Here is a 16,925-nt window from a genome sequence, read left to right as displayed (position 1 = left end):
TCGGCATCGCGACAAAGACAAATCTGGGCAAATCCGCGACAATAAAAAGAATGAAAAATGGGCCGGAGCGGCTGGCTCCGGCCCTTGAGTTTGTGTTCGCAGGAGGAACACCGGGAGGCGGCAACGGATGTAAGGAGAGGAAGAAGTATCCGCCGCCGCCAAGCTCTAGGAGATTTGAAACTTAGTTGTAGGCACGCTCGCCATGTTCGCCGATGTCGAGGCCTTCCTGCTCGACTTCCGGAGCGACGCGCAGGCCGGTGACTGCCTTGGCAACGTAGATCGAGATGACGGTGCCGATGGTGGCCCAGACGATTGCGACGAGAACCGCGATGATCTGCGTTGCGACCTGCGAACCCATCGAGAAGTCGGCGCCGCCGGGTCCACCCAGCGAAGGCGCATAGACGATGCCGGTGCCGATGGCACCGACGATGCCGCCGATCCCGTGGACACCGAAGGCGTCGAGGGCGTCGTCATAGCCGAGAGCGGGCTTGAGCTTGCTGACCGCGAAGAAGCAGATGATCGAAGCGACGGCGCCCAGGACGATCGCTCCGAACGGGCCCGAGTTGCCCGCTGCCGGGGTAACGGCGACGAGACCCGCCACGATGCCCGAGCAGAAGCCGAGAGCCGAACCCTTGTGGCCGCTGAGACGCTCTGCGAGCATCCAGAACAGGCCCGCAGATGCGGTGGCGACGAAAGTGTTGATCATGGCAAGGGCGGCCGAGCCATTGGCTTCGAGAGCCGAACCGGCGTTGAAGCCGAACCAGCCCACCCACAGCAGGCCGGTGCCGACCATCGTCAGCGTCAGCGAGTGCGGGGGCATCGGCTCGTTGGGATAGCCCTTGCGCTTGCCGAGGATCAGTGCCGCGACGAGCGCCGAAACACCGGCATTGATGTGAACGACGGTACCGCCGGCGAAGTCGAGAGCGGCAGGGAGTTCGGTGCCGAACATCTTGCCTTCGAACAGGAAGCCGCCCGCTGCCCAGACCATGTGCGCGATCGGGAAGTAGGTGATCGTCAGCCAGACGACCGCAAATACCATCACGGCCGAGAACTTGATGCGTTCGACGGTCGAACCGAGGACCAGCGCGACGGTGATCGCGGCGAAGGTCATCTGGAAGCTGATGAAGACGTATTCGCTGATGACTTCGCTGGTGAAGGTCGCCGCCGTGCTGTCAGGCGTGACGCCGGCGAGGAAGAACTTGCCCCAGGCGATGAAGGCATTGCCTTCCGGACCGAAAGCGAGGCCGTAGCCGTACATGACCCAGATCAGCATCGCGAGCGCAGCGGCCGCGCCGATCTGCGTCATCGTCGAAAGCATGTTCTTCGAGCGGGTGAGGCCGCCGTAGAACAGCATGAGGCCGGGCAGGATCATGAGCAGGACCAGGATGGTCGAGGTCATCATCCAGGCATTGTTACCGGGATTGGGGACGGGCGCGGCCGCGGCAGCGGCTTCCTGCGCCCATGCAGGCATGGCGGCGAACAGCGACGCACCAAGAGCGCCGGCGCCGCAAAGAATTTTGCGGTTCATCGTGGTTTCCCTCCTGTCGGAAGCGCCGGTCAAAGCGCGGTATCGCCGGATTCGCCGGTGCGGATGCGCACGGCCGAGGCCAGGTCGAGGACGAAGATCTTGCCGTCGCCAATGGCTTCGGTGCTGGCGACCTGCTGGATCGTTTCCACGATCTTCGGCGCCAGATCGTCGGGCGCTGCCACTTCGATCTTCACCTTGGGGAGCATGTTGGTCGAATACTCGGCCCCACGATAGATTTCCGTCTGACCCTTCTGGCGCCCGAAGCCCTTCACTTCGGAAACGGTCATCCCGGCGACACCGATCGCGCCCAGCGCTTCTCGCACTTCGTCGAGTTTGAAGGGCTTGATGATGGCTATGATGAACTTCATGCCTATCCCCTGTTTGTCACCGGCCCCGCGCCGGCTCCAAACAGTGAATGCAAAGGCCGTGCCAATTTACCAAACGACGGGATTCAAGGGCCTGATCGCTCCGTTCAACGCAAGTGCAGCATGACGTATCGCTCGATTCCTGAGCAGTTGCCTATTTTTTAGGCAACTCAAGCGACGCAAAGACCGGCAGGTGGTCAGATCCTATCGCCGCAAGGGGGCTGTGGTGAACGTTTGTTCCCAGAATCCGCCACTGTTCGGATACGATGATGCGATCCAGCCTTGCCAGAGGCCTGCGGGAAGGAAAGCTCCGACCCGGTACCAGCACCTGCCAGGGGGCATGAAACTCTCGGAAACAGCCGCCGTGGCTGGACCATTCATTCAAATCGCCCATCATCACGGTCGGCACATGTTCATCGCAGGCGCCGACATGGGACAGCACGCTTCGCACCTGCAACCGTCGGCGCAGACCGGACAGGTCGAGGTGCATGCCGACCACCCGAACCTTCCGCCCCTGAACCGAAAGATCCGCACGGATCGCGCCGCGCGGCTCGAGAACCGGCAGGGCCACGGGCTTGGCTTCGAGCAGTTCGATGCCCTTGCGCACAAGCAGGGCATTGCCGTGCCAGCCCAGGCTGTCCGGCTTCATCGACAGGGGCACCGGGACATAATCGGTTGCCCCGTGAATCACCTCCAGCGGCAGCGCGCTCATCCGGCGGCCAAACCGGCGATCGACTTCCTGCAGCGCCACGATGTCGGCATCGATCTCGCGCAGCACCGTCAGGATGCGCTCGGGATCGCGCCGCCGGTCAAGCCCGACGGCCTTGTGGATGTTGTAGCTGGCGAACTTGATCTGCAACGAAGGACTTCCGGCGAATGGGATAGCGTAGCAATCCGCCGGAATAGCATGAGGTTCCCTGTCCGTCGTCCCGGACTTGCCCGCACGCGCGAAAGCGCAGGCTGCGGAGACGGGACGACGAAAGGTTTCAGCGTTCCTTCGTGGCGCTGAAGGTCATGTCCGGGTTGCGTTCCTGCTGATAGTTCACGTCCCACGCCGAGCGGGCCATGAACACGGGATCGCCGTCACGGTCCTTCGCGAGGTTCATCTTGTTGATTTCGCCGAAGTCGCGCAGCGTCTTTTCGTCGCCCTTGATCCAGCGGGCCGTGTCGAACGGGGAAGCTTCGAGCACGGCTTCCACCTTGTACTCGGCTTCGAGGCGGCTGATCAGCACATCGAGCTGAAGCTGGCCGACCACGCCGACGATCCACTGCGAGCCGATTTCCGGGTAGAAGACCTGAATCACGCCTTCTTCCGAAAGGTCGTCGAGCGCCTTGCGGAGCTGCTTGGTCTTGGTCGGGTCCTTCAGCGCGACGCGGCGCAGGATTTCCGGCGCGAAGTTCGGCAGGCCGATAAAGCGAACCTGGTTCTTTTCGGAGAGGGTATCGCCCACGCGCAGGGTGCCGTGATTGGGAATGCCGATGATATCGCCCGGCTCGGCATTGTCCGCGATCTCGCGGTCCTGCGCGAAGAACAGGATCGGCGAATGGACCGCGATCGGCTTGCCGAGGCCCGAGGGCGTCAGCTTCATGCCGCGCTTGAAGGTGCCCGAGACCAGACGCATGAAAGCGATGCGGTCACGGTGCATCGGGTCCATGTTGGCCTGGACCTTGAAGATGAAGCCGGTGACTTCCTTGTTGTCCGGCTCGATCGTGCCTTCGTTCGAAGGCTGCGGCCGCGGCGGGGGCGCGAACTTCTCGATCGCGTCGATCAGTTCGGTAACGCCGAAGTTCTTGAGCGCCGAGCCGAAGTAGACCGGCGTAAGGTCGCCGCCCCGATAGGCCTCCACATCGAATTCGGGATAGCCGGCCTGCGCCAGTTCCAGCTCCTCGGCGACGGCATCGGGAAGCGCCGCGCCTTCGTCGACCTTGCCGAGGAATTCCTTGCTCGGCCCTTCGGGGCGGCTGATCTTGCCGCTGGCGATGTCGAGGATACCCTCGAACAGGCCGCCCATGCCGACGGGCCAGGACATCGGGCAGACGTCCAGCGCCAGCATGTCCGCCACTTCGTCCATCAGGTCGAAGCAGGCGCGGCCTTCGCGGTCGACCTTGTTGATGAAGGTGATGATCGGCACCGAACGCAGGCGGCAGACCTCGAAGAGCTTGCGGGTCTGCGGTTCGATACCCTTGGCCGCGTCGATCACCATGATCGCCGAATCGACTGCGGTGAGCGTGCGGTAGGTGTCTTCCGAGAAGTCCTCGTGGCCCGGCGTGTCGAGCAGGTTGAAGGTGATCCCGTCCCGCTCGAACGTCATGACCGAGCTGGTCACGGAGATGCCGCGCTGCTGCTCGATCTTCATCCAGTCAGACCGCGCGCGCCGCGCGGCGCCGCGTGCCTTGACCTGTCCTGCCAGATGGATGGCACCGCCTTGCAGCAGCAGCTTCTCGGTCAGGGTGGTCTTACCGGCGTCGGGGTGCGAGATGATCGCGAAAGTGCGCCGGGACTGGTGGGGAACATTGCTCATCGGCGCGCTATTAGTGGGCGCGGGGCCAGATGGAAAGGGCGGAAAAAAGGGGGAGCCCCCCTCACCACGGCCTGCGGAGTGAACCGTTTCCTGCCCCGCGCTCGGCCCCTGTACCCGGCCCTGTACTCGCCCCCTGCACCTAACCTTCGTCATTGCGAGCGTAGCGAAGCATTCCAGGGCGCGTTACGCCGCTCTGGATTGCCGCGTCGGCTTCGCCTCCTCGCAATGACGAAAGTGGAGGAAGTCAGCCCTCGCGCGCGACCTGGAAGCCGGCGAAGGACTGGCTGACCGGCATCAGTTCCAGCGTGTTGATGTTGAGATGCGGCGGCAGGGTCGCCACCCAGAGCACGGTTCCGGCGATATCCTCGGCCGTCATCGGATTCGCGCCGCCATAGAGGTTGTCCGAAGCCTGCTGGTTGCCGCCGGTCCGCACGAGAGTGAACTCGGTCTCCACCATGCCCGGCTCGATCGAGGTCACGCGTACGCCCGTTCCCGCGAGGTCGGAACGCAGGCCAAGCGAGAACTGGTGCACGAAGGCCTTGGTGCCGCCATAGACGTTGCCGCCCGTGTAAGGGTAAGTCGCCGCCACCGAGGACAAGTTGACGATCGCGCCCTTGCGCGCAACCAGCGCGGGCAGAAGCTTGTGAGTGAGCGAGACCAGCGCGGTGACGTTGGTATCGATCATCGTCTTCCAGCTTTCGAGCGACGCGCTCTGCGCCGGTTCGGTGCCGAGCGCGAGGCCGGCATTGTTGACGAGACAGTCGATCCCGGCGAACTCGGCAGGCAGGGCGGCCAGAGCAGCATCGCGCGCCGCTTCATCGCGCACGTCGAAAATGGCGGCGTGGAACTGGTCCGCGCCCAGTTCGGCCTTCAGCGCGTCCAGACGCTCGGTCCGGCGACCGGTGCCGATCACACGCCAGCCCGCCGCCACGAATGCGCGGGCACAGGCTTCGCCGATGCCGGAGGTAGCCCCGGTTACGAGTGCGGTCTTCATCGGAAATAGGTCTCCTTCAGTCGGCGGTCAGGACGCTGACGTCCATGCGGAAGCTCCGGCTCATGCCGGGTTCGAGCGAAAGCACGCCGGGCTTGGCGCGGAAATCGCCGGAATAACCCAGCGGGTCGGCCATGCCCTGCCAGGGCTCGATGCAAAGATAGTTCGCGCCCGGCTTCTGCCAGATGCCCAGCATCGGCATATCCGGGAAAGCGACGGCAAGCTGTGTCCCGCCCGGCGTGCCGAACGTGAGCGAGCGACTGGCAAGCCGATCCCAGATCAGGGCATCGGTCTCGAACTGCGCGGCTTCGGGCCTGAGCAGATGCCCCTCGACCGGAGTGGCGACGGGTTCGGGCTGGACGAGACCAGTCGGCAGGTCGATGCGGCGGATCGGCTGGGGCTCCGCTTGCTCGAAAGCGATCGTGTGATCGGCCTTGGCGGCGCCGCCCGGCAGCGGCCAGGCGAAAGCGGGGTGATAGCCGAAGCTGAACGGCATGGCCCCGTCTCCGGCGTTGGTTACCGTCGCCGTGGTGTGCAGGCACATGCCTTCGAGGCGGAATTCCAGATCCAGCGCGAAGGCGAAAGGATAGACCTTGCGGGTTTCCGCACTGTCGCGGAGGCGGAAGACGGCGCGATCGGCCGCGGTTTCGAGCACCTCGAACAACGAATGGCGCGCGAAGCCGTGCTTGGGCAGTTCGTATTCGCGGCCATCGAGGCGATAACGATTACCGTTCAGCGCGCCGACGATCGGGAACAGGATCGGCGCATGTCCGGTCCAGAACGCCGGATCGGCGTCTGTCATGTATTCCCGGCCGAAGCGGTCGGTCAGAGACCAGAGTTCGGCCCCGAACGGGGTGACCCGCGCGGTGAGTTCGCCGGAAGAAATGGTCACGAATTCCATGTCGGTCACCGGCTCACTCCAGAAGCGTCGTCCCGGACCCGGTCCGGGACGACGTAATGCATCAACCGCGCAGCACGGCGCCAAGCTTGGCGGCGGCGGCAGTCACCTTGCTGCTGATCGCCTTCAAGTCTTCTTCCTTGTAGCTCTTTTCGAGCGGCTGGAGAGTGACTTCGAGCGCGAGCGACTTCTGGCCTTCCGGCACGCCTGCCCCACGGAAGTCGTCGAACAGACGGGCCGAGACGATATTCGCCTTGTCTGCACCGGCAACCATGCGGACGAGATCGCCCGCAGCCTGCTCGACCGGGACGAGGAACGCGAAGTCGCGAGTCACCGCCTGCAGCGCCGGGGGCGCGTAGCGGGTACGGGCGAAGGTGGCAGCGCCCTTCCTGCCGGGGATCGCGTCGAGATAGATCTCGGCAATCGCCACCGGACCTTCGATGTCGAACTGCCTGGCGACAGTCGGGTGCAGCATGCCGAAGCGCGCCAGCACGTTCTTGGGCCCAAGGCGCAGCGTGGCCGACTGGCCGGGGTGGAACTGCGAACCAGCCTCACCCATCACTTGCAGCTTTTCGACCGGGGCACCGGTTTCAGCGAGCAGCGCCGTGACTTCGGCCTTGGCGTCGTAGGCGTCGAACGCAGTCGCCTTGCCGGTCGCCCAGCCGCGCGAGACTTTCTCGCCCGCCAGCACGAAGCCAAGCGCCAGACGCTCATCGCTCGCGCCGCCCTCGCCGCGCAGATAGCGACGGCCGAGTTCGAACAGGCGAAGCGACGAAGCGCCGCGATCGAGGTTGCGCTTGGCCGCCATCAGCAAGCCCGGCAGCAGCGACGGCCGCATGACCTTCATGTCCTCGCTGATCGGGTTGGCGAGCGACCACAGGGCGTTTCCATCCGCGAAGGCATCGGCCTCGGCGGAGGGCAGGAACGACCAGGTTACCGCCTCGTGCAGACCGCGCGCAGCAGCCGCACGGCGAACACGGCGTTCCAGCGCCTGCGTCGGCGTGGCGGTCGGACGGGCGACACCGTCAGCGCGCGGCAGGGCCACGCTGGTCACCTTGTCGAGACCGTGGATGCGGACGACTTCCTCGACGATATCGGGCGCGCCATCCACGTCCGGGCGCCAGCCGGGGACGGTAACGGCCCACGACGTGTCGAAGTTCGCCTGCTCGGCCACCACCGAGAAGCCGAGGCTTCCCAGAATGCGCTGCTGCTCAGCCGCTTCGATGCGGACGCCGCCCAGCTTCTCGGTCAGCGCCGGATCGAAGTGGACGATCTTCGGCGTGCTCGGCGCTGCACCGCTGCGCACCGCCTGCGAAGCTTCACCGCCGCACAGGGTCTGGATCAGCTGGGTCAGGTGGTCGAGGCCGGTATCGAGGAAATTCGGATCGATCCCACGCTCGAAACGGCTGCGCGCGTCCGAGGTGAGGTTGAGCTTGCGGCCGGTCCTGGCGATGCGCTCGGGATCGAAATAAGCGATTTCGAGCAGGACGTCGGTGGTCTCGTCCCCGCAGCCCGAATGCTCGCCGCCCATGATGCCGGCAATGTCGTGCACGCCCGAATCGTCGGCGATCACGGTCATCTCGGCGTCGAGCGTGTAGGTCTTCTCGTTCAGCGCAACGACCGTTTCGCCATCCTTCGCCCGGCGCGCGACGACGGCGCCGTTCAGCTTGGCCAGGTCATAGGCGTGGGCCGGGCGACCATAGGCCAGCATCAGGTAGTTGGTGGCATCCACCAGAGCCGAGATCGAACGCTGACCGGCCGCCTTCAGGCGATCCTGCAGCCACTGCGGCGAGGGGCCGTTCTTCACGCCCTTGATCACGCGGCCATGGAACGCCGGGCAACCCTCGGCATCGTCGGTGCGCACGTCCACCGGGCAGGGGAAGCTGCCGGCGATGTCCAGCACCTCGATCGGCTTCAGCGTGCCCAGGCCGGCGGCGGCCAGATCGCGCGCGATGCCGTAGACGCCCATGCAGTCCGGACGGTTGGGGGTGATGGTCACCTCGATCACCGGATCGGCGCCGTGATAGTCCGCGAAAGGCGTGCCGACCGGCGCGTCCTCGGGCAGTTCGATGATGCCGTCGTGATCTTCGCCCAGCTCCAGCTCGCGCGTGGAGCACATCATGCCGTTCGATTCGACGCCGCGCACGGCAGCGACCTTCAGCACCATGCCGTTGGCGGGCACGGTCGCACCGGGCAGGCCCAGCACGCCGACAAGGCCAGCCCGCGCGTTCGGCGCGCCGCAGACGACCTGCAGCACGCCTTCACCGGTATCGACGGTGAGGACCTGCAGCTTGTCCGCCTGCGGATGCTTGTCGGCGGTGAGCACCTTCGCCACGCGGAAGCCCGAAAGCTTGGCAGCGGGGTCTTCGATGCCTTCGACCTCAAGGCCGATGGCGTTGAGCTTCAGGGCGATATCCTCAAGCGAGGCGTCGGTCTCAAGGTACTGCTTGAGCCAGGAAAGCGAGAACTTCATTTTCTAGATCCTTCCCGCGCTCAGGCCGGAGTGCCGACGCCGCCCGAAAGGGTCGGCACGTCGAGGGCGGAGAAACCGTAGTGGGAGAGCCAGCGCACATCGCCGTCGAAGAACGCGCGCAGGTCGTCCATGCCGTACTTCAGCATGGCCAGGCGATCGATGCCGATGCCGAAGGCGAACCCTTGCCATTCGTCGGGATCGAGCCCGGCGAATTCGATGACGCGGCGGTTGACCATGCCCGAGCCGAGCACTTCCATCCAGCCGCCCTCGCCCTTCGACGGATCGCCGCCGATCACGCGCTTGCCGTCGATCAGGGTGAAGCCGATATCCGCTTCCACCGAAGGCTCGGTGAAGGGGAAGTAGCTGGGGCGCAGGCGCAGGACGATGTCCTCACGCTCGAAGAACGCCTTCAGGAACGTCTCCAGCGTCCACTTGAGGTGGCCGAGGTGGACGTCCTTGTCGATCACCAGACCTTCGACCTGGTGGAACATCGGCGTGTGTGTGGCGTCGCTGTCCGAACGGTAGACCCGGCCCGGCGCGATGATGCGCAGCGGCGCGCCCTGCTTGAGCATCGTGCGCATCTGCACCGGCGAGGTATGCGTGCGCAGCAGCATCTCGCGTTCCTGCGCATCGCGGTCCGGGAAATAGAAAGTGTCGTGCATCGCGCGCGCCGGGTGGCTTTCCGGCATGTTGAGCGCGGTGAAATTGTGCCAGTCGTCCTCGATCTCCGGCCCGGTGGCGACCGAGAAGCCGAGGTCGGCGAAGATCTCGGCAATCTCGTCCATCACTTGCGAGATCGGGTGGACGGTGCCGCGCGGCGCTTCGGGCGCGGGCAGCGAAAGGTCGATGGTCTCGGCAGCAAGCCGGGCTTCCAGCGCGGCGCCTTCCAGCGCATCCTTTCGGGCGGTGAGCGCATCGCTCACGCTTTCGCGCAAGGCGTGGATCTTCGGTCCTTCGACCTTGCGCTCTTCGGGATCAAGCTTGCCCAGCGTCTTGAGCAGGCCGGAAATCGAGCCCTGCTTGCCCAGAAACTCGACACGCAGGGCCTCCAGCGTTTCGAGATCGGATGCTTCCGCAATCCGCGAGAGCGCCTCCTGGCCGGTTGCTGCGTAGTCCACTGGTGTCTGCCTGACTGTTGCTGAATCTGGAAGCGCGGTCCTTAGGGGGCCGGCGGGCAAATCGCAACGCCGAGGGTAAGTCCCGCGACCATCATCGAGCCGAAAACGCCGCTATCTTCCCATGAGCCGCGCATGGCGGGCCCGCTCTCGCATGAGGGGGCCTGTAACCGGCTTTTCAAGCTGCGCATATTGCCGCGGGGTCATGCCCATGAATGCGCGGAAATCGCGAACGAACTGCGCCTGATCGTGATAGGCCGCGTCGATCGCACCGATCCACTTGCGCTTGGGTTCCAGAGTGAACTGCTCGATACTGCGCAGGAAGCGCTGGCGACGCAGCAGGAGCTTGGGCGTGAAGCCGAACGCCGCCCTGCAGATACGCTCCACCATGCGGGGATGCGCGCGCACCCGGGCCGCGAGATCGGTTGCAGAGCGCACTTCCGTATCGGTCAGCGCATCGCAAAGCGCCAGAATCAGCCCCTCATGGGGCACGACGCGGCGGGGAACCGCCTCCAGGAATGCGATCAGCAGATCGAGTTGCTCACCGGGAGATTCTTCGTGTGCGAGGAGATCGTAAAGCGGCCGCAACCGGGCGAAAGCCTCGTCCTGATCGCCATCTGCGAGCACGTTCGCATAGCGATCGGCGGATACGCCGACCAGGGCGGCCCATCCCAATGGCGTCAGGCGAAAGCCCCACTGCCGCGCAGGCCCCATCGAGAAGCGCACTTCTTCCGAACGCGGCCCCGCTACGGTAAATCGGCAGCCGGCAATCGACGATCCGCTCCGCATCGTCCCCTCGATGCTGGCACCGTAGTGAAATCGCAAACTGGCCCAATCGGGAAACAATACGTCATGAAGACGCTCCCCCTCGCCCAGATCGATTTCGCAATAAAACAGCACCGAAACGTAGCGATCCAGCCCGGAAGGCACTGGACAATATTGTATTACCACCCTTCTTGCCGTCATTCCCTGTCTATTCTTCGCACCAGAAAACCCCCCATCCCCGGTCGTAAAGCCACTTCGACAGGAGCGCAAATACTTCGAAGGGCAAAAAATTCGGGGCGCGGATGCCATCGCACCCACGCCCCGAATCATGTTCTTCGCGATCGAGAAGCCCGGCGGCCAGCGCCGGTCTTCATCGGATCAGGCCGGAAGAGCGGCCTTCGCCTGAGCGATCACAGTCGAGAACACCGAACCCTCGTTCATGGCGAGGTCGGCCATCGACTTGCGATCGAGTTCGATGCCGGCAAGCTTGATGCCGTGCATGAACTGCGAGTAGGTCAGGCCTTCGGCGCGGACGGCAGCGTTGATACGCTGGATCCAGAGCGCGCGGAAGGTCCGCTTCTTGATCTTGCGGTCGCGATACGCGTACTGGCCGGCCTTTTCGACGGCCTGACGGGCAACGCGGATCGTGTTCTTGCGGCGGCCGCGGTAACCCTTGGCCTGTTCCAGAAGACGCTTGTGCTTGGCGCGGGTGGTAACACCCCTCTTGATACGGCTCATCGGTCAGTACTCCTCAGTTGAGCCCGTAGGGCGCCCACTTTTTGATCGTCTTGGCATCGGCGTCGGAAATGACTTCGGTGCCGCGATTCTGGCGGATGTACTTGCCGTTATGGCTCATCAGGCGGTGGCGCTTGCCGGCAACGCCGTGCTTCACCTTGCCGGTGGCGGTGAGCTTGAAGCGCTTCTTCACACCGCTCTTGGTCTTCAGCTTGGGCATTTTCGTCTCCTTTCACAGGGACACGTCCGGTCAGCCATGGCAGCCCTTTTCGCCAGGCGGACGCGCGAATCTCTTTGGTAAAGACTCAACCGTGTCGATTGAAGCGCGGGCCTTTAGTTGGAGAAGGGCCGGATGGCAACCCCTGCAACGCGCGCCCGCCGTCAGGCACCGTTTCGCGGTGTCGTGAAGGCCTGCCGTCCGGTGCGCTCCAGCCAGGCGAGATAGTCTCCGCCAAGGATGGGCCGCGATCCGCCGGGAAGTTCGATGCGCCAGAGATAAAGCCCCGCGCGGGTCCGGCGCCCTTCCTGCGTCCGCACCGGCAGGCAGGCCCGGCGATATTCCCGCCCCTCGTACCGATCCAGCGTCGCCAGGTCACCGGGCCTCAGGGCAAGCTCGCAAAGCGTTCCGCGCACGCGTGCCGCGGACTTGGCGGGCACGAGCGCCGGAAACCAGCCGTTGCCGCCGCAGACGGCATGGATGTGCCCCGGCACGCTGGCCGGTTCCCCGCGCACCATCCGTTCGGCAACCCAGCGCCCCATCCGCGTACCGGCGTGGGGCTGCAGGGTGCCGTAGACGAACAGCCGCAGCGTGCGCGCCTCCCGCGTCAGTGGTGGCAGTCCAGCGCTTCGACGACATCCTCAAGCCGCGCAGGATCGCCCAGCGCCAGGACGTGCCCGTCCGACTGCGCGTTGAGCGGTTCGCCGTTCCAGTCGCACATGGTGCCGCCCGCACCCTCGACCACCGGCACCAGCGCCGCCCAGTCGTGAATCTTGAGCCCCGCTTCGCACACCACGTCGAGATGGCCGGAGGCGAGCAGGCCGTAGTTGTAGCAGTCCCCCCCCATGACCATGCGCTTGTGGTCGGTCTTCGCCGCCAGCGCCATGAAGTGCTCGCCCTGATGGTCATCGAAATAATGCGGACCGGTCGTCGCCAGCATGGCCTCGGAGAGTTCCCGGCACGAACGGGTCCGCACTTCCTGCCCGTTGAAGGTGGTGGCGAAGCCGCTCGCGCCCACCCAGCGTTCGCGCAGGATCGGCTGGTCGATGATCCCGAGCACGGGCCAGCCATCTACCAGCAAGGCGATCAGCGTGCCGAAGATAGGCCTTCCGGCAATGAACGAAACGGTGCCGTCGATCGGGTCGAGAACCCAGGTCCGGCCGGACGAGCCTTCCTCCGTGCCGAACTCTTCGCCGATGATACCGTCGCGCGGCACTTCTGCCTTGAGAATGCGCCGCATCACCTCCTCGGCGGAACGATCGGCCACGGTTACGGGCGAGGCATCGCCCTTTCGCTCGATACCGACGCCGGATCGGAAATGCGGGCGAATCGCGTCACCGGCGGCATCGGCGAGGCGCAGGGCGAGGGCAATGTCGTTATCCAGTTTCATGCCCCCGCTCTGCCCGTCGCCGCGCGGACTGGTCAAGGGACCATCGAAAAAACCCCGGAAATGGGAGAAAACAGCACGCGTTTTCGCCTCTTATATGGTTTTCCCACATTGCAGCCGAAGCGCGAGGGACCTAGTTTTCCGGTGCGGGGAGCGTCACTCAAGACGGGCAGGGCATGCACTACAGAATGCGTCCGGCAATCGACAGGTCGATCGCGCCGGAACAAGGGTTGCCCCGAGAGGGTCAGCCGATCAGTTACAACCGGGCTCCGGCGCCGGACCTCGCCCCCTGGATCTCACGGCTCTACGTGACCAGGATTGCGGCGCCGGTGGATCACACCGTTTCCTGCGGCCTGCTGTGCGACGCGGCATTCCTGCGCGTCCAGCTTGCCGGCCTGTGGGAAGCCCGGACCGCCGACGGCCGCGTGGAAGCGGGAAACGGGGCGATGTTCTTCGGTCCGCATTCCCGCCGGATGCCGATCGCGATGACGGGAAGCTTCATCAGCGTCGGGATGGCTTTCCGGCCGGGCGCCTGTACCGCGCTGCGCGGTCCGTATATCGCCGAATATGTCGACCGCATCGTCCCGACCGACGCGATCGGGATGCCCTCGGACCAGATACTCTCGATGCTTCCCCCGGATGGCGAACCGGAGGACTGGCTCCAGGCCATCGAGGACATCATCCGTGCGCGGGTTCTGGAGCTCGGCTGCGATGCGCCCGATCCGGTCACCGCCCGCTTCGAAGAAATCTGCTACCGCGATCCGACCATGACGGTGGGCAGGGCCGCGATCGAATGCGGCGTGGAACGACGCAAGCTGGAGCGCGTGATCAGCCGCGATTTCGGCATGGCGCCCAAGCAGGTCCTGCGCCGGGCCCGCGCGCTAGACATGGCAAGCTACCTTCGCGGTGTGGCCGACAGGGAGGAAGCGGACGAGATCGCCCTGCGCTACTATGACGAGAGCCACCTCATCCACGAATTCACCGAGCTGTTCGGGATATCGCCCCGCCAGTTCGTGATAACGCCCCAGCCGATCCTGACGATTGCCCTGGAATCGCGCCAGTCCCGGCGGCTGGAAGCGCTGAAGCGGCTCAGGCCCGGACAGAGCAGGCCGTGGGAGTGACGCGGAACGCAAAACGCCTCCGGCGCGTGCCGGAGGCGTTTTTGATAGCAACGTTCCACGTGTGACAATCGCCTCCCGAGGGAGGCAGATGCCGATCAGTCGAACAGGCTCGAAACCGAGCTTTCGTCGGCAATGCGGCGGATCGCCTCGCCGATCAGCGGCGCGATGGTCAGGATGCGGATCTTGTCCGACTGCTGCGCGGCTTCGGTCGCCTGGATCGAATCGGTGATGACCAGTTCCTTCAGCGCCGAGTTGGTGACGCGCGAAACCGCCGCACCGGACAGCACGCCGTGGGTGATGTAGGCGGTGACGCTGGTGGCGCCTTCGTCCATCAGGGCCTGCGCGGCGTTGCAGAGCGTGCCGCCCGAATCGATGATGTCGTCGATCAGGATGCAGGCGCGGCCCTTCACGTCGCCGATGATGTTCATGACTTCCGACTGGCCCGGACGGTCACGACGCTTGTCGACGATGGCGAGCGGCGCATTGTCGAGGCGCTTGGCCAGCGAGCGGGCGCGCACCACGCCGCCGACGTCAGGCGAAACCACCATCAGCGACTGGTCGCCGTAGCGGGCCTGGATATCCGCCGCCATGACGGGGGCCGCGAAGAGGTTGTCGGTGGGGATGTCGAAGAAGCCCTGGATCTGGCCAGCGTGCAGATCGACCGAGAGCACACGGTCGGCGCCGGCTTCGGTAATCAGGTTGGCGACCAGCTTGGCCGAAATCGGCGTGCGCGGGCCGGGCTTGCGATCCTGGCGGGCGTAACCGAAGTAGGGGATGACCGCCGTGATGCGCTTGGCCGAAGCGCGGCGCAGCGCGTCGATGCCGATCAGCAGTTCCATGAGATTGTCGTTCACGGGATAGCTGGTGGGCTGGACGATGAAGACATCCTCGCCGCGCACGTTCTCGTGGATTTCGACGAAGATTTCCTCGTCGGCGAAGCGGCGCACCGCCGCATCGGTGAGCGGCAGTTCGAGATACCCCGCGATCGCACGAGCGAGCGGAAGGTTGCTGTTGCCGGACATGATCTTCATTGCGAATCCCCGAGACGGCCGATTGGGCTATGGCTGAACGCGCCCGCCTCTAGCCATGAGTCATCGGATTGCAATAGAAAGCGGCGCTTTTCACCGTGAAGCCAACGCGAAAAGGCCGGCCCCGGATATCCCGGAACCGGCCTTTCGAATGTACAAGTGCTTGATTGGAAAAGCGCCCCGCGCCCATCCATCAATCCGTCAGCCGTGACGGTGTTCGCCCTTGATCCAGCGCACCGTACCCGAGCTGGCCCGCATGACGACACTCTCCGTCGTCATCTTGCCGCCCTTGAGGCGCTTGACGCCGGAGAGCAGCGAACCATCGGTAACGCCGGTGGCCGCAAAAATGCAGTCACCCTTGGCGAGATCCTTGAGCGTGTAGATCCGGTCGAGATCCTCGATGCCCCACTTGCGGGCGCGGCTGCGCTCGTCATCGTTGCGGAACAGGAGCTTGCCCTGGATCTGGCCGCCGACGCAGCGCAGGGCGGCTGCCGCCAGCACGCCTTCCGGTGCGCCGCCGGAGCCCATGTAGATGTCGATCGTGGTGTTCTCGTCCGTCACCGCGATCACGCCGGCCACGTCGCCATCGGGAATCAGGTGGATGCCGCAGCCGATGTCGCGAAGCTCCGCAATCAGATCGGCATGGCGCGGACGATCGAGCACGCAGACGATGATCTCTTCCGGCTTCACGCCCTTGGCCGCTGCCACCGCCGCGACGTTCTCGGTCGCGGTCTTGCGCAGGTCGATCACGCCATCGGGATAGCCGGGGCCGACCGCCAGCTTCTGCATGTAGACGTCGGGAGCGTTCAGCAGGCCGCCCTCTTCGGCAGCGGCAAGGACCGCCAGCGCGTTCGGGCCTGCCTTGGCGGTGATCGTCGTGCCTTCCAGCGGATCGAGCGCGATATCGATCTTCGGACCGCGATCCGGAGCGCCGCCCACCTTCTCGCCGATGAACAGCATCGGCGCCTCGTCGCGCTCACCCTCGCCGATGACGACGGTGCCGTCCATGTAAAGCGTGTCGAAAGCCTTGCGCATTGCCTCGACTGCGGCATGGTCCGCAGCCTTCTCGTCGCCGCGACCGATGAGATGCGAGGCGGCGATCGCCGCTGCCTCGGTTACACGGACCATTTCGAGCACGAGAACGCGGTCGAGAACTTTACTTGCAGGAGTCTTGTTTTCAGGCATGTTCACTCCGGATTAATCCGAGGAGGAAAGGTTCGGGGAGCGGCTTAGACAGAGGAATTTCAATTGTCGAGAAGATGGCGGATACTATTCGCAATCGCATTGTCAGCCCCCGCTCCGGCGATCGCACAGGTGAATACCGGCGGCGCCACGACGACTTCAGGCGCCGGTTCCAACACCCCCTCCATATCCGATGAAGATCGCGCCGTGGCGCAGAAGATGATGTCCCAGGGAGGCCGGATAACGCCGGAATCGGCCCGCAAGCGCTGCCTGCGCGAAGGCCGTCCGGGTGAAATCGTGGTCTGCGCCCCGGACGAGGAAAAGTACCGGATCCCGTCCACTTCGCAGGAAGATCCGGAATCGCCGCAAGCGCTGAACGACGGCAGGCTCCATCCGCCCGACGTTGCCGGCAATGGCATCTTCAGGGGCAAGGCCACGATGGGCGGGATGTGCCTCGTGCCGCCCTGTCCGAAAACGCCCTACCTGATCGATCTGTCCTCCATCCCGGAGGCGCCGGCAGGCTCGGACGCGGACAAGATCGCCAAGGGCGAGATGCGCGCGCACTGAAGCGCGCGAAAGACTGGCGGGAGCGAAAGAC

17 protein-coding genes are annotated in these 16,925 nt (G+C 64.8%); 2 read left to right on the top strand and 15 right to left on the bottom strand.

The window, feature by feature from the left end; translation table 11 throughout:
• Positions 1-181 precede the first annotated feature (181 nt).
• The 13 genes from ACXJ16_RS13790 to hisN form a co-directional block, all read right to left on the bottom strand.
• Entirely contained in the window at positions 182-1,528 is a 1,347-nt protein-coding gene (locus ACXJ16_RS13790) for an ammonium transporter (protein WP_054442178.1), read from the bottom strand.
• A gap of 29 nt (positions 1,529-1,557) precedes the next feature.
• Positions 1,558-1,896, bottom strand: a complete 339-nt coding sequence (locus ACXJ16_RS13785) for a P-II family nitrogen regulator (RefSeq protein WP_054442177.1) — start codon at positions 1,894-1,896, stop codon at positions 1,558-1,560.
• 151 nt (positions 1,897-2,047) lie between these two features.
• Complete coding sequence (locus ACXJ16_RS13780) at positions 2,048-2,752, bottom strand: endonuclease/exonuclease/phosphatase family protein (RefSeq protein WP_185998411.1); 705 nt, start codon at positions 2,750-2,752, stop codon at positions 2,048-2,050.
• A 127-nt stretch (positions 2,753-2,879) separates the two neighbouring features.
• Positions 2,880-4,415: a peptide chain release factor 3 gene (locus ACXJ16_RS13775; protein WP_185998410.1), complete on the bottom strand. Its 1,536-nt coding sequence runs from the start codon at positions 4,413-4,415 to the stop codon at positions 2,880-2,882.
• Between the two features lie 244 nt (positions 4,416-4,659).
• The gene (locus ACXJ16_RS13770; protein WP_463920841.1) at positions 4,660-5,409 is read right to left on the bottom strand and encodes an SDR family NAD(P)-dependent oxidoreductase; all 750 of its coding nucleotides are present in this window, start codon (positions 5,407-5,409) and stop codon (positions 4,660-4,662) included.
• Positions 5,410-5,425: 16 nt separating this feature from the next.
• Positions 5,426-6,307, bottom strand: coding sequence for an aldose 1-epimerase family protein (locus ACXJ16_RS13765; protein WP_463921797.1), 882 nt, complete (start codon positions 6,305-6,307; stop codon positions 5,426-5,428).
• Between the two features lie 61 nt (positions 6,308-6,368).
• A complete protein-coding gene (gene pheT / locus ACXJ16_RS13760; protein ID WP_463920840.1) occupies positions 6,369-8,777 on the bottom strand; it encodes a phenylalanine--tRNA ligase subunit beta in 2,409 nt (802 codons plus the stop codon).
• 20 nt (positions 8,778-8,797) lie between these two features.
• On the bottom strand, positions 8,798-9,895 hold the full coding sequence (pheS, locus tag ACXJ16_RS13755; RefSeq protein ID WP_185998406.1) for a phenylalanine--tRNA ligase subunit alpha: 1,098 nt from the start codon (positions 9,893-9,895) through the stop codon (positions 8,798-8,800).
• Positions 9,896-10,006: 111 nt separating this feature from the next.
• Positions 10,007-10,822, bottom strand: coding sequence for a helix-turn-helix domain-containing protein (locus ACXJ16_RS13750; RefSeq protein WP_054442173.1), 816 nt, complete (start codon positions 10,820-10,822; stop codon positions 10,007-10,009).
• Positions 10,823-11,035: 213 nt separating this feature from the next.
• Entirely contained in the window at positions 11,036-11,395 is a 360-nt protein-coding gene (gene rplT, locus ACXJ16_RS13745) for a 50S ribosomal protein L20 (RefSeq protein WP_054442172.1), read from the bottom strand.
• A 13-nt stretch (positions 11,396-11,408) separates the two neighbouring features.
• Entirely contained in the window at positions 11,409-11,612 is a 204-nt protein-coding gene (rpmI, locus tag ACXJ16_RS13740) for a 50S ribosomal protein L35 (RefSeq protein WP_021232722.1), read from the bottom strand.
• Between the two features lie 161 nt (positions 11,613-11,773).
• Positions 11,774-12,193 (bottom strand): gamma-glutamylcyclotransferase family protein, encoded by a 420-nt coding sequence (locus tag ACXJ16_RS13735; protein WP_463921796.1) that lies wholly within the window; start codon positions 12,191-12,193, stop codon positions 11,774-11,776.
• A 23-nt stretch (positions 12,194-12,216) separates the two neighbouring features.
• On the bottom strand, positions 12,217-12,999 hold the full coding sequence (gene hisN / locus ACXJ16_RS13730) for a histidinol-phosphatase (RefSeq protein ID WP_054442170.1): 783 nt from the start codon (positions 12,997-12,999) through the stop codon (positions 12,217-12,219).
• A gap of 173 nt (positions 13,000-13,172) precedes the next feature.
• Between hisN and ACXJ16_RS13725 the strand changes: the two genes are divergently transcribed.
• Positions 13,173-14,117 carry a helix-turn-helix domain-containing protein gene (locus ACXJ16_RS13725; protein ID WP_463920839.1) on the top strand — a complete coding sequence of 315 codons (945 nt, stop codon included), beginning with the start codon at positions 13,173-13,175 and terminating at the stop codon, positions 14,115-14,117.
• A 95-nt stretch (positions 14,118-14,212) separates the two neighbouring features.
• Here the strand turns inward: ACXJ16_RS13725 and ACXJ16_RS13720 are convergent, their stop codons facing one another.
• On the bottom strand, positions 14,213-15,148 hold the full coding sequence (locus tag ACXJ16_RS13720) for a ribose-phosphate pyrophosphokinase (protein ID WP_054442168.1): 936 nt from the start codon (positions 15,146-15,148) through the stop codon (positions 14,213-14,215).
• Positions 15,149-15,346: 198 nt separating this feature from the next.
• Positions 15,347-16,330: a class II fructose-bisphosphatase gene (glpX, locus tag ACXJ16_RS13715; RefSeq protein ID WP_054442289.1), complete on the bottom strand. Its 984-nt coding sequence runs from the start codon at positions 16,328-16,330 to the stop codon at positions 15,347-15,349.
• Positions 16,331-16,429: 99 nt separating this feature from the next.
• On the opposite strand from glpX, the gene ACXJ16_RS13710 reads away from it, so the two are divergent.
• Positions 16,430-16,894, top strand: a complete 465-nt coding sequence (locus ACXJ16_RS13710; RefSeq protein WP_243692584.1) for a hypothetical protein — start codon at positions 16,430-16,432, stop codon at positions 16,892-16,894.
• Positions 16,895-16,925: the final 31 nt, after the last annotated feature.

Source organism: Novosphingobium sp. TK71 (assembly GCF_055361505.1).
Note: the sequence above shows the minus strand (reverse complement) of the source record. Positions and strands in the feature narration are given on the sequence as shown.

What these genes read in the sequence shown, in the direction of transcription:
- ACXJ16_RS13790 (WP_054442178.1), bottom strand. Translation starts at nt 1,528, where the DNA reads ATGAACCGCAAAATTCTTTGCGGCGCCGGCGCTCTTGGTGCGTCGCTG.
- ACXJ16_RS13785 (WP_054442177.1), bottom strand. Translation starts at nt 1,896, where the DNA reads ATGAAGTTCATCATAGCCATCATCAAGCCCTTCAAACTCGACGAAGTG.
- ACXJ16_RS13775 (WP_185998410.1), bottom strand. Translation starts at nt 4,415, where the DNA reads ATGAGCAATGTTCCCCACCAGTCCCGGCGCACTTTCGCGATCATCTCG.
- ACXJ16_RS13770 (WP_463920841.1), bottom strand. Translation starts at nt 5,409, where the DNA reads ATGAAGACCGCACTCGTAACCGGGGCTACCTCCGGCATCGGCGAAGCC.
- ACXJ16_RS13765 (WP_463921797.1), bottom strand. Translation starts at nt 6,307, where the DNA reads ATGGAATTCGTGACCATTTCTTCCGGCGAACTCACCGCGCGGGTCACC.
- pheT (WP_463920840.1), bottom strand. Translation starts at nt 8,777, where the DNA reads ATGAAGTTCTCGCTTTCCTGGCTCAAGCAGTACCTTGAGACCGACGCC.
- rplT (WP_054442172.1), bottom strand. Translation starts at nt 11,395, where the DNA reads ATGAGCCGTATCAAGAGGGGTGTTACCACCCGCGCCAAGCACAAGCGT.
- rpmI (WP_021232722.1), bottom strand. Translation starts at nt 11,612, where the DNA reads ATGCCCAAGCTGAAGACCAAGAGCGGTGTGAAGAAGCGCTTCAAGCTC.
- hisN (WP_054442170.1), bottom strand. Translation starts at nt 12,999, where the DNA reads ATGAAACTGGATAACGACATTGCCCTCGCCCTGCGCCTCGCCGATGCC.
- ACXJ16_RS13725 (WP_463920839.1), top strand. Translation starts at nt 13,173, where the DNA reads ATGCACTACAGAATGCGTCCGGCAATCGACAGGTCGATCGCGCCGGAA.
- ACXJ16_RS13720 (WP_054442168.1), bottom strand. Translation starts at nt 15,148, where the DNA reads ATGAAGATCATGTCCGGCAACAGCAACCTTCCGCTCGCTCGTGCGATC.
- glpX (WP_054442289.1), bottom strand. Translation starts at nt 16,330, where the DNA reads ATGCCTGAAAACAAGACTCCTGCAAGTAAAGTTCTCGACCGCGTTCTC.